The following is a 15,336-nucleotide window of genomic DNA, read 5'->3' as shown; positions in this document are numbered from 1 at the left end:
TGTTTAGCGAACCGGAGGCCTGGGAAGCCGTTAGGGACCGCGCATTCAAGCCTCTCGCGCGGCGTACCCGATCCGAGCCCGATCCAACATTGGAAGAAGAACTATGAGTTCGACTCTTCGCAGCCTCACCCGGTGGAGCTCGGCTCCCGCCAAAGGCGTCGAGACGGCATCGAAACCCTGGGTCAACATTCCCCGGGGCCTGGCCGCCCGGGCCACCACCCCGTTGCTTCCCGACGACTATCTCAAGCTGCTCAATCCGCTCTGGTCGGCGCGGGAGCTGCGCGGGCGCGTCGTGGACGTCAAATCGGAAACCTCCGATTCGGCGACGGTCACGATCAAACCTGGCTGGGGTTTCTCCGGCAAGTACGACCCGGGACAGTACGTCGGCATCGGGCTGCGGGTGGACGGGCGCTGGCACTGGCGCTCCTACTCGCTGACGTCAGTTCCCAAGCGCGACAACAAGAACATCACCATCACCGTCAAGGCCACCCCCGAAGGCTTTCTGTCGACGCACCTGGTCAAAGGTGTGAAACCGGGAACCATCGTGCGATTGGCAAGTCCGAAAGGCGATTTCGCGCTGCCCGATCCGCCGCCGGAGAAGATCCTGTTCATCACCGCCGGCAGCGGTATCACCCCGGTGATGGCGATGTTGCGCACCCTGAATTCCCGCGGACAACAAGCCGACGTGGTGCACATCCATTCCGCACCGACCATCGACGACGTCATCTTCTGTGACGAATTGCGGGAATTGGAGAAGAAGCAAGAGGGCTACCGGCTGCACCTGCAGCTCACCGAGAGTCAGGGACATTTGGAGTTCGGGGACCTCAATGACATCGTGGCCGACTGGCAGGAACGTCCGGCGTGGGTGTGCGGGCCGCCGGCGTTGCTGGACGAGGCCGAGAAATGCTGGAAAGAAGCAGATCTCGACGATCAGCTACATATGGAGCGGTTCACCATCGCCGCCACCGACAAGGGCGGTGAAGGCGGCACCGTAACCTTCGCGATCTCCGACAAGACGCTGGAGATCGACGGTGCCACAACGCTTTTGGAAGCCGGTGAAGAAGCCGGAATCCAGATGCCGTTCGGCTGCCGGATGGGTATCTGCCAATCCTGTGTGCTCCCGTTGGAGGCGGGTCACGTGCGCGACATCCGGTCGGGAATCGAGCACCGCGAAGGTGACCGCATCCAGACCTGCATCTCCACCGCCTCCGGCGACTGCACGCTCAAGATCTAGGAGAAATTACATGGCTATCACCGACATCAAGGAATACGCCCACCTCACCACCGAGGACATCGAGCAACTCGCTCAAGAATTGGACGCGATCCGCGCCGACATCGAGGAGTCCCGCGGCGAACGCGACGCACGCTACATCCGGCGCTCCATCCAGTTGCAGCGGGCGCTGGCCGCCGGCGGCCGAGCTGCGTTGTTCGCCAGCCGGAACCGCTACGCGTGGCTGGCCGGCACGGGAATGCTCGCGATGGCCAAGATCATCGAGAACATGGAACTGGGCCACAACATCACCCACGGGCAATGGGACTGGATGAACGACCCAGAGATCCACTCCACCGAATGGGAGTGGGATACCACCTGCCCGAGCGTGCAGTGGAAGCACTCGCACAATTTCGTGCACCACAAGTACACCAACGTCGTGGACCTGGACGCCGATGTCGGGTACGGCATCATGCGCGTCACCCGCGACGAGCCTTGGGAGCCTTACTATCTCGGCAACCCGATCTACAACATGCTGCTGGGCACCCTGTTCGAATGGGGGGTGGCGCTGCACCACATCGAGTCCAAGAAGCTGCGCAAGAAGGAGAAGACCTGGGCCGAGGCCCGCAAGGATCTGCGCATCATCGGCAAGAAGGTCGCCAAGCAGGCCGGCAAGGACTACGTGGTCTTCCCGGCGCTGACCGGACGCAACTGGAAGCACACCATCAAGGCCAATATGACGGCCAACCTGATTCGCAACTACTGGGCGTACATGGTGATCTTCTGCGGCCACTTCCCGGACGGCGCCGAGAAATTCACCGTCGAGGAGTTCGAGAACGAGACCAAGGGCGAGTGGTACCTGCGGCAGATGCTCGGATCGGCGAACTTCAACGCCGGACCGATCATGGCGTTCGTCAGCGGGAACCTGTGCTACCAGATCGAGCATCACCTGTTCCCGGACCTGCCCAGCAACCGGTACGCGGAGATCGCAGTGCGGGTGCGCGAACTGTGCGACAAGTACGACCTGCCCTACACCACGGGATCGCTTGGGCGACAGTACTTCCAGTCGTTCTGGACGATCCTGAAGCTGGCGTTGCCGGACAAGTACCTCAAGGCCTCCTCCGACGACGCGCCGGAGACCCGCTCGGAACGCAAGTTCGCGATCCGCAAGGGCGTCCGGGACAGCTTCGTCGACCCGGAGACCGGAAAGCGGCGCGGTCTGCGCACCGCACTGCGGGAGCTGCGGGCGGCGTGAGCCGCCCGGCGGGCCGGGATACGATCCTCCGAACGCCCCGACGAATGAAGGGAGGGCGGAATTGTCCGTCGCACGACGCGAGCGTGCCGCTCTGGTAGAGACCATGCGCAGCGCCGGCCCCGACGCCCCCACCCTCTGCGAGGGCTGGGACACCCGAGATCTGGCGGCCCACCTGGTGATCAGGGAGTACCGCCCGGACGCCGCGCCGGGCATCCTCATCCCGTACTTCGCCGGCCACACCGATAAGCTGCAGAACAAGGTCGCTCAGGAGACGGACTGGGAGACGCTGGTGGACAAGGTCGCCTCCGGCCCGCCCGCCTACTCGCCGTTCAAACTGCTCGACGCGGTGGCCAACGTCGCCGAGATGTTCATCCACAACGAGGACGTCCGCCGCGCCCAGCCCGGCTGGGAGCCGCGCGAACTGGAGCCGAAGCTCGTCGAGCGGCTGCGCAAAACCGTGCCGCTGATGGGCCGGCTGACCCTGTCGAAGGTGCCGGGCCGGGTGGCCCTGCGCACCAACGACGGCAAGACGATCCTGATCGCCGGCCACGGCCCGGCCGTTACCGTCACTGGCAATCCCGAGGAATTGCTGCTGTTCGCCGTCGGCCGGACCGCCCGGGTGGACTTCGAGGGCGACGAGTCCGCGGTGCAAGCCGTCAAGGATGCGCCCAAGGGCCTGTAGTGCCGCAGAGCACCCGGAGTTGACCTGCAGTAAGGCAACCCTTAGTTTGTGGGGGTAACTTACTAGCTCGGGGTGGGCCTGGATATGAGCACCGTGACGTCGCGGGTAGGCGGCCGTCCAGCGCTGATCGCGGTGGACGACGTGGTCCGCGTCGGTCGCGAGTTGGGTCTGCGGCGGCTGAGCGTCAACGCGGTCGCCGCACGACTCGGGGTCTCGGCGACCGCGCTGTACCGGCACGTGGAGAGTCGCTGGGAGTTGGAGCGACTGGTCGGCGAGAGTCTGCTCGCCGAGCTCGAACTGCGCGACGACCCCGACGACGGCATCGAAGGCCACCTGCTGTCCTTCGGGCTGCAGCTGTGGCACTACACCGTCGAGCATCCCGGTCTGGCGTCCTATCTGCAGGTGCTGTTCCCACGCGGCGACGCCGGGGTGCGGTTGCTGGTCACCGAGGTCGATGCGCTGAGTCGGCGCGGCTACGCCGAAGAGGCGGCGATCGTGTTGAGCAGCGCCGTCGCCACCCTGGCGATCAGCCTGGCCGCCCGCGAAGAAAGCAACACCAGCACTACCGGTGGCGACCAGGCCGACAGGTTCGCGGCGGAACGCGACGCCGTGGCGCAGCGGCTGGCCGGGCACCCGCGGCTGGGCGCCGCACACGGTGTGCTCCCGGAGTTGGCGAGTGCGGAGTACGTGCGGCTGTTGCTGGCCGCGTCGATCAAGGGGCTGGTCGGGGAGATCCCGCCCGGGCGTCCGATCACCGAAGTCGTGGCGGCCACACCGCCGCGGGAGAGGACCGTTGATGGCACGCGGATTTTCCGGCGTGGTGATGAGGGGCTACGGCGCGCGCGACCATATGGCGACGGTGCTTGAAACCCAGCTGATCGCACCGCATATGGTGCGGGTCCGGATGGAGTCGACGACGCTGTTCGACGAGGTCGAGCCCGAGCCGGCGGCGTGGTTGCGGTTCTGGTTCCCGGATCCGAAAGGATCCAAGACCGAATTCCAGCGCGGCTACACCCTTTCCGAAGCCGACCCGGCCACCGGTCGGTTCGCCGTCGACGTGGTGCTGCACGAGCCGGCCGGACCCGCATCGACCTGGGCCCGCAACGTCGCACCCGGCGCCAGCATCGCGGTGATGGTGCTGATGGGCTCCACGCGCTTCGACGTGCCCGAGGAACAGCCGGCCGGATACCTGCTGATCGGTGACTCGGCGTCCATTCCCGGGATCAACGGGATCATCGAAACCGTCCCGGATGACATCCCGATCGAGACGTACCTCGAACAGCACCACGACAACGACCCGCTGATCCCGATCACGCCGCATCCCCGGGTGCGGGTGCACTGGGTGCCCCGACGGGACGAGAAGGCACTGGCCAACGCGATCGAGAGTCGCGACTGGTCGAACTGGTACTGCTGGGCGACCCCGGAAGCCAACGCGCTCAAGCACGTCCGCAAACGGCTACGCGACGAGTTCGGGTTCCCCAAGTCCGAGATTCACGCGCAGGCGTATTGGAGCGCCGGCAAGGAGATGGGTACCCGGCGCGGCGACGAGCCCGCTGAGGCGCCCGCGGCTGAACCGGAAGTTGTTGCGGCGCAACCGGAATCCGTCGAGGCGCCAGCCGTGCCGGCCACCCGGGGCAGCTGGCGCGCGCAGGCCGCCGGCCAGTTGCTGGCGCCGTTGCGCTCGGCGCTGATCGTCTCCGGGGTGCTGCAGGCCATCGTCACGCTGGTGCAGTTGGCGCCGTTCGTGCTGCTGGTCGAGCTTGCCCGGTTGCTGGCCGCCGGCGCTGAGGAGTCCCGGTTGTGGAATCTCGGGCTGTGGGCGGTGTCGCTGTTGGGATTGGGCGTGCTGCTCGGTTCGGCGCTGACGCTGTGGCTGCACGTGGTCGACGCGCGGTTCGCCACCGACCTGCGTTCCCGGCTGCTCGCCAAGCTGTCCCGGCTGCCGCTGGGCTGGTTCACCGCCCGCGGGTCGGGGGCGATCAAGCAGTTGGTGAGCGACGACACGCTGTCCCTGCACTATCTGGTCACCCACGCCATCCCGGACGCGGTCAACGCCGTGGTGGCCCCGGTGGCGGTGCTGCTGTATCTGTTCGTCGTCGACTGGCGAGTGGGGCTGGTGCTGTTCGTGCCCGTGCTGGTCTACCTGGTGACGATGTCGGTGATGATGGTCCAGTCCGGGCCACGCATCGCGCAGGCCCAGCGGTGGGCGGAGCGGATGAACACCGAAGCCGGCGCCTACCTGGAAGGCCAGCCGGTGATCCGGGTGTTCGGGGGCGCCGCCGCCTCGAACTTCCGGCGGCTGCTCGACCAGTACGTCGGCTTCCTCGTCGCCTGGCAGCGGCCGTTCACCGGCAAGAAGACGCTGATGGATCTGGCCACCCGTCCCGCGACGTTCCTGTGGCTGATCGCGACCACCGGCACGCTGCTGGTGGTCACCCACCGGATGAATCCGGTCGATCTGCTGCCGTTCTTGTTGCTGGGCACCACCTTCGGGGCCCGGCTGCTCGGCATCGGCTACGGGCTCGGCGGCATCAGGGGCGGCATGCTGGCCGCACGGCGCCTGCAGATCGCGCTCGCCGAACCGGAGCTCACCGTCGAAGAGCTGCCGGTTTCCCACTCCGCCGCGGGTGTGGTGTTCGACGCCGTCAGCTTCGGCTACCGCCCGGACGTGCCGGTGATCCGCGACGTGTCGCTGCAGTTGCGGCCCGGCACCGTGACCGCCCTGGTCGGTCCGTCCGGTTCCGGAAAGTCCACGCTGGCCGCGCTGCTGGCCAGGTTCCACGACATCCAGGCCGGGTCCATCCGGGTTGGCGGACAAGACATTCGGTCGTTGACCGCCGACGAACTCTACACCCGCGTCGGATTCGTGCTGCAGGAGACCCAGCTGGTGCACGGCACCGTCGCCGAGAACATCGCGCTGGCCGTGCCCGACGCCACCCGTGAGCAGATTCAGTCCGCGGCCACGCAGGCGCAGATCCACGACCGCATCCTGCGGCTGCCGCAGGGCTATGACACCGTGCTGGGCGCCGCGGCCGCGCTGTCCGGTGGGGAACGCCAACGCCTGACGATCGCCCGCGCGATCCTGGCCGACACCCCGGTGCTGATTCTCGACGAAGCCACCGCCTACGCCGACCCGGAATCGGAATACCTTGTGCAGCAAGCGCTCAACCGGCTGACTCAGGACCGAACCGTGTTGGTGATCGCGCACCGGCTGCACACCGTCACCGGTGCGGACCAGATCGTCGTGCTCGACCACGGACGCATCGTCGAGCGCGGCACCCACGACGAGTTGCTGGCCGCCGATGGCCGCTACCGCCGCCTCTGGGATACCGGCCGGCCCCGGGCGGCTGTCAGCGCCGGTCAGGAGGGTGCCCGATGATCCGCGCCTGGCTCAGCCTGGTACCGGCCGAGCGCCGGAGCAAGGTGATCGCTTATGCGACACTGACTTTCGTCTCGGTGGTCGTTCGGGCGGTCGGCACCGTGCTACTGGTCCCGTTGGTTGCCGCGTTGTTCGGCGACACCCCGCGGCAGGCGCTGGTGTGGCTGGGCTGGCTGACCGCGGCGACCGTGCTCGGCTGGTTGATCGACACCACCACCGCGCGCCTCGGATTCGACTTGGGCTTCGCCGTATTGGACCACACCCAGCACGACGTGGCCGACCGGCTCCCCGATGTCCGGCTGGACTGGTTCACCGCCGAAAACACCGCGACCACACGGCAAGCCATCGCCTCGACCGGTCCCGAACTGGTCGGCCTGGTGGTCAACCTGCTGACGCCACTGATCAGCGCGGTGCTGCTGCCCGCGGTCATCGCCCTGGTGCTGTTGCCGATCTCCTGGCAACTCGGTGCGGCCGCGCTGGCCGGGGTGCCGCTGATGCTGGCCGCGCTGTGGGCGTCGGTGCGGCTGTCGCGCAAAGCCGACGCCGCGGCCGGTGCGGCCAACAGCGCGCTGACCGAGCGGATCATCGAATTCGCCCGTACCCAGCAGGCGTTGCGTGCCGCGCGCCGTGTCGAGCCGGCCCGCAGCATGGTCGGCGACGCGTTGAGCAGGCAGCACAGTGCGACGATCCGGCTGCTGGGTATGCAGATTCCGGGACAGTTGCTGTTCAGCATCGCCAGCCAGGTGGCGCTGATCCTGCTCGCCGGCGCCACCACGGCCTTGACGGTCGGCGGCACGCTCACCGTGCCGGAGGCCATTGCGCTGATCGTGGTGATCGCCCGCTACCTGGAGCCCTTCACTACCGTCAGCGAACTGGCGCCGGCTCTGGAGAGCACCCGCGCCACCCTCGACCGCATCCGGTCGGTGCTGACCGCGCCGAGGGTTGCGGCCGGCGCCGAATCGCTGCCTTCCCAATCCGCGCCACGCATCGAGTTCGACGGTGTCACTTTCGGTTACGACGGGGGCAGCCATCCGGTGCTGGACGGTGTCAGCTTCGCGCTGGAGCCGGGTACTGCGACCGCGATCGTCGGTCCGTCGGGATCCGGCAAGAGCACGGTGCTGGCGCTGATCGCCGGACTGCATCAGCCGACCCGCGGCCGCGTCCTGATCGACGGTGTCGACGCCGCCGCACTGACCGCCGATGCCCGTCGCGCCGCGAGCAGCGTGGTGTTCCAGCATCCGTACCTGTTTCACGGGACCATTCGGGAGAACGTGCTGGCCGGCGATCCGGGAGCCGACGAAGACCGGTTCACCCGGGCGATCCGGCTGGCCCGGGTCGACGAACTGACCGGCAGGCTGCCGGACGGGGTCGACGCGGTCGTCGGCGAGGCGGGCTCGGCGCTGTCCGGCGGCGAGCGCCAGCGGGTGAGCATCGCCCGTGCCCTGCTCAAAGGGTCGCCGATCCTGCTGGTCGACGAGGCAACCAGCGCCCTGGACAACGAGAACGAGGTCGCGGTGGTCGAAGCGCTGACCGCCGAACCGGAGTCGCACACCAGGGTGATCGTGGCGCACCGGTTGGCCAGCATCCGGCACGCCGACCGGGTCCTGTTCGTCGAGAACGGACGGGTCGTCGAGGACGGGCCGGTCGACGAGTTGCTGGCCGCGGGCGGCCGGTTCAGCGAGTTCTGGCGCCAGCAGCACGAGGCGGCCGAATGGCGGATCGCCGCGGAGTAGGCGGCTGGCTTCGGTTCCGCCGTGGTGACCCTGCTGCGAACCTCGGCAGGATTTGTCACTGTGCCGTCAGCCTCGCGAGGGGACGACTGCCGTAACTCTTTCCGTATGGCTTACAGTCGGGGAGTTCAGCTGGCTGTAGCGGGAGGCGTGTTGTGAGTGCCCTGATGTCGATTCCCCGGTATCCCACCGACGTGACCGCCGAATGGCTGTCGCGGGTGCTCAGCCAACGCGGCACCCCGGTCGAGGTGAGCGAGACCCGCGTCGAACCGATCGGCACCGGGCAGACCGGCGCCACCTACCGGGTGACGGCCGGTTACGGTTCGGATCAGGGTGAGCTGCCCACCACGTTCGTGATCAAGTTGCCGGCCCAGGACGACGCGGTGCGCGACCGGGTGGTCTTCGGCTACCGCAGCGAGTGTGCGTTCTACGCCTCGGTGGCCGACCGGGTACAGGTGCCGACACCGGACTGCTTCTACAGCGAAATCAGCGAGGACGCAGCGAATTTCGCTTTGTTGCTGGCCGACCAGGCGCCCGCGGTTCAGGGCGATCAACTCGCCGGCTGCGGCGAGCAGGAGGCGCGGCTGGCGGTCACCGCGCTGGCCGGGCTGCACGCACCCAGCTGGTGTGATCCGGTCTGGCTGGACTTCCAGGGCATCGCTTTTGCGCGCCCGGACGCCGAGGGCGCCAAGGGCATGGGCGAGGTCGCGAAAATGAGCGTGGATATCACGCTGCAGAAACTCGGCGACCGGATGACCGCAGCCGATCGCGAGACCTTCTCCACGACAATGAGTTTGGTGGCGCCGTGGCTGATGTCCGAATACGACCGGTTCGCGCTGCTGCACGGCGACTACCGGCTGGACAATCTGCTGTTCGACCCGCAACGGACCCGGGTGAGCGTAGTGGACTGGCAGACGCTCGGTGTCGGGCTGCCGGCGCGCGACCTCGCCTACTTCACCGCGACCAGCCTGGATTCGCAACTGCGGCCGGCCATCGAGGAATCGCTGGTCGAGCAGTATCACCGGGCGTTGTGTGATTACGGGGTGAGCGGCTACGACCGTGAAACCTGTTGGCGGGACTACCGGCTCGGGGTGCCGCAGGCCTTGCTGATCTCGGCGTTCGGGTTCGCCTTCGCCAGCTCCACCGAGCGCGGCGACGACATGGTGCTGACCATGCTCGCTCGCGGCTGCCAGGCGGTTCGCGATCTGGGCACGCTGGAATTGATCGGCTGAGCCGGACAGTCAATTGTGGCGCCCCGCTTCGTGAACCAGTTGCATGCGCGAAGTGAGCCCAAGCTTGCTGTAGACGTGGGTTAGATGCGTTTGCACGGTGCGCGGCGAGATGAACAGCCGGGCGCCGATGTCCTTGCCCAGCGCGGTCGATCCTGCGCTGAGGGCGCATCGCACTCGCGTTTCGAAGCCCTGGGCGCAGAGTCAACGCGGCCTTGCTGCGAAAGTGCCAGCTTGCCGCTTAGCGCTGGGCTCCCTTGACCAGGTTGCCGCCGATGATCAACCGCTGAATCTCGCTGGTGCCCTCGTAGAGTCGCAGCAACCGCACGTCGCGATAGATCCGTTCCACCGGTACGCCGCGCATGTAGCCACTGCCGCCGTGCACTTGCACCGCCAGATCGGCGACCTTGCCGGCCATCTCGGTGCAGAACAGTTTGGCCGCCGACGGCGCGATGCGCCGGTCCTCGTTTGCGACCCACGCGCGTGCGGTATCGCGGACCAGCGCACGCCCGGCGAGCACCCCGGTCTGCTGGTCGGCCAGCATCGCCTGCACCAACTGGAACTTCCCGATGGGCGTGCCGCCCTGTGTCGCGGTCGCGGCGTAGGCCACGGATTCGTCCAGCGCACGCTGTGCCGCGCCGACCGCCAGCGCGGCGATGTGCACGCGGCCGCGCGCCAGCGAGGTCATGGCCGCCCGGTAACCGATGTCCTCGGCGCCGCCGATCAACGCGCTGTCGTCGACCCGGACATTGGTGAAGGTGACGTCGGCCGTCCAGGCGCCCTCCTGGCCCATCTTGGCGTCCTTGACACCGACCTGGACGCCGGGAGTATCGGCCGGGACCAGGAAGACGGCGATGCCCGGCCCCCGTTCGTCGGCGGGCCGGGTGCGGGCGAAGACGATGAACAGGTTCGCGACGGGTGCGTTGGTGATGAAGCACTTCTGGCCGTCGATCACCCAATCCTGTTGATCGCGAACGGCTTTGGTCTTCAGGCCGGCCGGGTTGGAGCCAGCGCCGGGTTCGGTGAGGGCGAAGGAGGCGACGGTTTCACCTGATGCGATGGACTCCAGCCAGCGCGCCTTCTGTTCGTCGGTGCCGAAGCCGACGAGCACCTGCCCGGCGATGCCGTTGTTGGTGCCGAACATCGACCGCAGCGCCAGCGAGGTGTAGCCCAACTCCATGGCCAATTCGACGTCCTGGATCAGGTTCAAGCCCAGCCCGCCCCACTCCTGGGGGATCGCGTAGCCGAACAGGCCCATCTTCTTGGCCTGGTCGCGCAGGTCGTCGGGCACCTGATCGTCGTCGAGGATCTGCTGCTCGCGCGGTATCACCGCGGTGCGCACGAAATGGCGCGTCTGCGCCAGGATCTCGCGGAAGTCCTCGTCGGAGACCTCGGCAACGGACATCGTTCGGTGCTCCTTCGACCGGCTTGATAGGGTGAACCAATATCATATATGAAATATGATTTACGACCGAAGTGCCCGGTTCGGGCCAGGAAAGGGAGCGAGATGTCGTTGCTGGAGGGTCAGACCGCGGTGGTCACCGGGGGTGCGCAAGGCCTTGGTTTCGCCATTGCCGAGCGGTTCATCGCCGAGGGTGCGCGAGTGGTGCTCGGTGATGTCAACCTCGAAGCGACGCAGGCCGCGGCCGAGAAACTGGGCGGCGAGCAGGTGGCCGTCGCGGTCCGCTGCGACGTCACGAAAGCGGACGAGGTGCAGAACCTGATCCAGACCGCGATCGACCGTTTCGGCGCGCTGGACATCATGGTCAACAACGCCGGCATCACCCGCGACGCGACCATGCGCAAGATGACCGAAGAACAGTTCGACCAGGTGATCGCAGTGCACCTGAAGGGCACCTGGAACGGCACGCGGTTGGCCGCCGCAGTTATGCGCGAGACGAAGCGCGGCGTCATCATCAACATGTCCTCGATCTCGGGCAAGGTCGGCATGATCGGGCAGACCAACTACTCCGCGGCCAAGGCCGGCATCGTCGGCATGACCAAGGCCGCCGCCAAAGAGCTTGCCTACCTGGGTATTCGGGTCAACGCGATCCAGCCCGGTCTGATTCGTTCAGCGATGACCGAAGCGATGCCGCAGCGGATTTGGGACTCCAAGGTCGCCGAGGTGCCGATGGGCCGCGCCGGTGAACCCAGCGAAGTGGCCAGTGTCGCCCTGTTCCTGGCCTCTGACCTCTCGTCCTACATGACCGGGACCGTGATGGAGATCACCGGGGGCCGACACCTGTGACCGCTCGGCACGAGGCCGTGATCTGCGAACCGGTCCGCACTCCGATCGGCCGCTACGGCGGAATGTTCAAGTCGCTGTCCGCCGTTGAGCTGGGCGTCGCTGCCCTGCAGGGTCTGCTCGACCGCACCGGCATCGCTCCCGAGGCGGTCCGGGATGTCATCCTGGGGCACTGCTATCCCAGCGCCGAGGCCCCGGCCATCGGTCGGGTGGTGGCGCTGGATGCCGGGCTGCCAGTGACGGTGCCTGGCATGCAGGTCGACCGTCGCTGCGGCTCGGGGTTGCAGGCGGTGATCCAGGCATGCCTGCAGGTGAGCACCGGCAACGACGACCTGGTGATTGCCGGTGGCTGCGAGAGCATGAGCAACGTCACGTTCTATTCCACCGATATGCGTTGGGGCGGAGCGCGATCCGGGGTGCGCATCCACGACGCCCTGGCCCGCGGCCGCAGCACCGCCGGCGGCCGCAACTACCCGGTGCCCGGCGGCATGCTGGAGACCGCCGAGAACCTGCGCCGGCAGTACGGCATCTCCCGGCAGGAACAGGACGAGCTCGCGGTGCGCTCACACCAGCGTGCGGTGGCCGCGCAGAAGGACGGCCTGCTAGCCGAAGAGATCATCCCGGTCACGGTCCGCACCCGCTCGGGCGACGAGCGGATCGACACCGACGAGCATCCCCGCGCCGACACCTCGGTGGAGTCGTTGAGCAGGCTCAAACCCGTTCTCGGCAAAGACGATCCGGATGCGACGGTGACCGCCGGCAATGCCAGTGGCCAGAACGACGCGGCCGCCATGTGCGTGGTGACCACACCGGAGAAGGCCGCCCAACTCGGGTTGACGCCATTGGTGCGGTTGGTGTCCTGGGCGCAAGCCGGGGTGGCGCCGAACGTCATGGGAATCGGGCCGGTGCCCGCTACCGAAGCCGCGCTGGCCAAGGCCGGCCTGAAGCTGAGCGACATCGACCTCATCGAGCTCAATGAGGCGTTCGCCGCCCAGGCGCTCGCGGTGATGCGGGAGTGGAACTTCGGCGCCGCCGACCATGACCGGACCAATGTGCTGGGCTCCGGCATCTCGCTGGGCCACCCGGTCGGGGCGACCGGCGGCCGGATGCTGGCCACTCTGGCGCGTGAACTCTACCGGCGCCAGGCGCGCTACGGCCTGGAGACCATGTGCATCGGCGGCGGTCAGGGGTTGGCTGCCATCTTCGAGCGGGTCGGGGCGCTGTGACGCTGCCACTGACCGGTGTGCGCATCGTCGAGGTGTCCAGCTTCGTCGCCGCGCCGCTGTGCGGCATGACGCTGAGTCAACTCGGTGCGCAGGTGATCCGCGTCGATCCGATCGGCGGTGCCTCCGATACCCAACGGTGGCCGCTGGCCGAGGACGGCACCTCGATCTACTGGACCGGACTGAACAAGGGAAAGCGTTCGGCCACCATCGATCTGCGCTCACCCGAGGGACAGGATCTGGTGCAGCGGCTGATCGTGGAAGGCGACGGAATCGTCGTCACCAACTCGGCCGGGCTGTCCTGGCTGAGCCATGAAGCATTGGCGGCCAAGCGATCCGACGTCATCCACCTCCAATTGCTGGGGCGCGGTGACGGATCCACCGGGGTGGACTACACCGTGAACGCGGCCATTGGATTCCCGTTGGTCACCGGTCCGGCTGACTACGCAGGTCCGATCAACCACGTGCTGCCGGCGTGGGACGTCAGCTGTGGTCTGTACGCTGCACTCGCCGTGGTCGCCGCGGTGCACCGCCGCGACCAGTCCGGATCGGGTGCGCGAATCACCCTGGCGCTGGAAGACGTTGCGCTGGCCACCGCGGGCAACCTCGGGCTGCTCACCGAACCGCAGATACTCGGAACCCAGCGACCGCGGGTCGGCAATTCCATTTTCGGCCAGTACGGTCAGGACTTCGTCAGCCGCGACGGAGCCAGGTTCATGGTGGTGCTGTTGACGCGCAGGCACTTTCGCGATCTGGTCGAGGTGACCGGCACCGGGGCGGCGATGGCCGCACTGGCCGACGCGCTGGGTGCGGACTTCGGCACGGAGGGTGACCGATACCGCTACCGCGACGTACTCTCCGGGCTTTTCGGCACCTGGTTCGCCGACCACACCGCCGAAGAGATCGAGGCCGGGCTCTCGGGCAGCACCGTGCTCTTCGAGCGGTACCGTACCTTCGCCGAAGTGGCCGCCGACCCGAAAGTGACTGCGAATCCGCTGTTTTCCCGGTTGCAACAGCCGGGTGTGGGGGAGTATTTGGCTCCCGCCCTGCCGGTGGCGTTCGACGGTGAACATCCGGCCAGCATCGCCGCGCCGGGGCTGGGGGCCGACACCGCCGACCTGCTCTCCGAACTGGGTCTGACCGCGGCGGAGATCGCGCGCCTGGTGGCCGCGAAAACGATAGGGACGCAATGACAAGACTCGCCCAGACCCTCGGCCTGACCGAGATCCAGACCGAGATCGTCACCACGGTAAGGCAGTTCGTCGATAAGGAGATTATTCCGAACGCGCCCGAACTCGAGCGCAGCGACACCTACCCGCAGGCGATCGTGGACGGCTTGCGCGAGATGGGCCTGTTCGGGTTGATGATCCCCGAGGAGTACGGCGGTCTGGGGGAGTCGCTGCTGACCTATGCGTTGTGCGTGGAAGAGCTGGCGCGCGGCTGGATGAGCGTGTCCGGCGTGCTCAACACCCACTTCATCGTGGCCTACATGTTGCGCCAGCACGGCACTGAGGAACAGAAGCAGCGCTTCCTGCCGCGGATGGCGGTCGGCGAAACCCGTGGCGCCTTCTCGATGTCGGAGCCGGAGCTGGGTTCCGACGTGGCCGCGATCCGGACCCGCGCGACCCGCAATGCGGACGGCACCTACACGATCGACGGCCAGAAGATGTGGCTGACCAACGGCGGCAGCTCCACGCTGGTCGCCGTATTGGTACGCACCGACGAGGGCGCCGACAAGCCGCACCGCAACCTGACCGCCTTCCTGGTCGAAAAGCCGGTCGGCTTCGGTGAAGTCGTGCCCGGCCTGATCATTCCCGGCAAGATCGACAAGCTCGGCTACAAAGGCATCGACACCACCGAACTCATCTTCGACGGCTACGGTGCCAGCGCCGATGACATTCTCGGCGGCAAGCCGGGGCAGGGTTTCTTCCAGATGATGGACGGCATCGAAGTCGGTCGTGTCAACGTTTCGGCGCGGGCCTGCGGCGTCGGTATCCGCGCCTTCGAGTTGGCGGTGCGCTATGCCCAGCAGCGCCAGACGTTCGGTAAGCCGATCGCCGAGCACCAGGCCATCGCGTTCCAGCTGGCCGAGATGGCCACCAAAGTCGAAGCCGCGCACCTGATGATGGTCAACGCGGCGCGGCTCAAGGACTCCGGCGAGCGCAACGACGTGGCGGCGGGAATGGCGAAATACCTTGCCAGCGAATTCTGCTCGGAGGTGACGCAGCAGAGCTTCCGGATCCACGGCGGTTACGGTTACTCCAAGGAGTACGAGATCGAGCGGCTGATGCGTGACGCGCCGTTCCTGCTGATCGGCGAGGGAACCAGCGAAATCCAGAAGCAGATCATCAGCAAACGCCTGCTCGACGAGTATCGGATGTGA

12 protein-coding genes and 1 pseudogene are annotated in these 15,336 nt (G+C 67.1%); 11 read left to right on the top strand and 2 right to left on the bottom strand.

Annotated elements, in window-relative coordinates:
* Window positions 1-103: 103 nt before the first annotated feature.
* The 7 genes from MKCMC460_RS20975 (at window position 104) to MKCMC460_RS20945 (ending at window position 9,488) form a co-directional block, all read left to right on the top strand.
* Window positions 104-1,234 (top strand): ferredoxin reductase, encoded by a 1,131-nt coding sequence (locus MKCMC460_RS20975; RefSeq protein WP_236976815.1) that lies wholly within the window; start codon window positions 104-106, stop codon window positions 1,232-1,234.
* A gap of 10 nt (window positions 1,235-1,244) precedes the next feature.
* On the top strand, window positions 1,245-2,465 hold the full coding sequence (locus MKCMC460_RS20970) for an acyl-CoA desaturase (RefSeq protein WP_236976814.1): 1,221 nt from the start codon (window positions 1,245-1,247) through the stop codon (window positions 2,463-2,465).
* 61 nt (window positions 2,466-2,526) lie between these two features.
* Window positions 2,527-3,147, top strand: a complete 621-nt coding sequence (locus MKCMC460_RS20965) for a TIGR03085 family metal-binding protein (RefSeq protein ID WP_236976812.1) — start codon at window positions 2,527-2,529, stop codon at window positions 3,145-3,147.
* 84 nt (window positions 3,148-3,231) lie between these two features.
* A complete protein-coding gene (locus MKCMC460_RS20960) occupies window positions 3,232-4,014 on the top strand; it encodes a TetR/AcrR family transcriptional regulator (protein WP_236976810.1) in 783 nt (260 codons plus the stop codon).
* The gene (locus tag MKCMC460_RS20955) at window positions 3,944-6,526 is read left to right on the top strand and encodes an ABC transporter ATP-binding protein/permease (protein WP_238304760.1); all 2,583 of its coding nucleotides are present in this window, start codon (window positions 3,944-3,946) and stop codon (window positions 6,524-6,526) included. The genes MKCMC460_RS20960 and MKCMC460_RS20955 overlap by 71 nt, the downstream gene beginning before the upstream one ends.
* Window positions 6,523-8,259: an ABC transporter ATP-binding protein gene (locus tag MKCMC460_RS20950; protein WP_236976808.1), complete on the top strand. Its 1,737-nt coding sequence runs from the start codon at window positions 6,523-6,525 to the stop codon at window positions 8,257-8,259. The genes MKCMC460_RS20955 and MKCMC460_RS20950 overlap by 4 nt, the downstream gene beginning before the upstream one ends.
* Window positions 8,260-8,423: 164 nt before the next feature.
* Complete coding sequence (locus MKCMC460_RS20945; protein ID WP_236984290.1) at window positions 8,424-9,488, top strand: phosphotransferase family protein; 1,065 nt, start codon at window positions 8,424-8,426, stop codon at window positions 9,486-9,488.
* Window positions 9,489-9,497: 9 nt separating this feature from the next.
* On the opposite strand, the pseudogene MKCMC460_RS31870 reads toward MKCMC460_RS20945, so the two are convergent.
* Window positions 9,498-9,623: pseudogene (locus tag MKCMC460_RS31870) on the bottom strand (response regulator transcription factor); the annotation flags it as partial.
* A 103-nt stretch (window positions 9,624-9,726) separates the two neighbouring features.
* A complete protein-coding gene (locus MKCMC460_RS20940) occupies window positions 9,727-10,890 on the bottom strand; it encodes an acyl-CoA dehydrogenase family protein (protein ID WP_236976806.1) in 1,164 nt (387 codons plus the stop codon).
* A gap of 102 nt (window positions 10,891-10,992) precedes the next feature.
* On the opposite strand from MKCMC460_RS20940, the gene fabG reads away from it, so the two are divergent.
* The 4 genes from fabG to MKCMC460_RS20920 are packed head-to-tail and all read left to right on the top strand — an operon-like array spanning window position 10,993 to window position 15,336.
* Window positions 10,993-11,733 carry a 3-oxoacyl-ACP reductase FabG gene (gene fabG, locus MKCMC460_RS20935; RefSeq protein WP_236976804.1) on the top strand — a complete coding sequence of 247 codons (741 nt, stop codon included), beginning with the start codon at window positions 10,993-10,995 and terminating at the stop codon, window positions 11,731-11,733.
* Complete coding sequence (locus MKCMC460_RS20930; RefSeq protein ID WP_236976802.1) at window positions 11,730-12,956, top strand: acetyl-CoA C-acetyltransferase; 1,227 nt, start codon at window positions 11,730-11,732, stop codon at window positions 12,954-12,956. Before fabG ends, MKCMC460_RS20930 begins: the two co-directional genes overlap by 4 nt.
* The gene (locus tag MKCMC460_RS20925) at window positions 12,953-14,146 is read left to right on the top strand and encodes a CoA transferase (protein ID WP_236976801.1); all 1,194 of its coding nucleotides are present in this window, start codon (window positions 12,953-12,955) and stop codon (window positions 14,144-14,146) included. Before MKCMC460_RS20930 ends, MKCMC460_RS20925 begins: the two co-directional genes overlap by 4 nt.
* On the top strand, window positions 14,143-15,336 hold the full coding sequence (locus MKCMC460_RS20920) for an acyl-CoA dehydrogenase family protein (protein WP_236976800.1): 1,194 nt from the start codon (window positions 14,143-14,145) through the stop codon (window positions 15,334-15,336). Before MKCMC460_RS20925 ends, MKCMC460_RS20920 begins: the two co-directional genes overlap by 4 nt.

Origin of the sequence: Mycobacterium sp. 20KCMC460 (assembly GCF_022179425.1) — a bacterium.
GTDB lineage: Bacteria > Actinomycetota > Actinomycetes > Mycobacteriales > Mycobacteriaceae > Mycobacterium > Mycobacterium kiyosense.
This window is presented reverse-complemented; position numbering and strand designations above follow the sequence as displayed.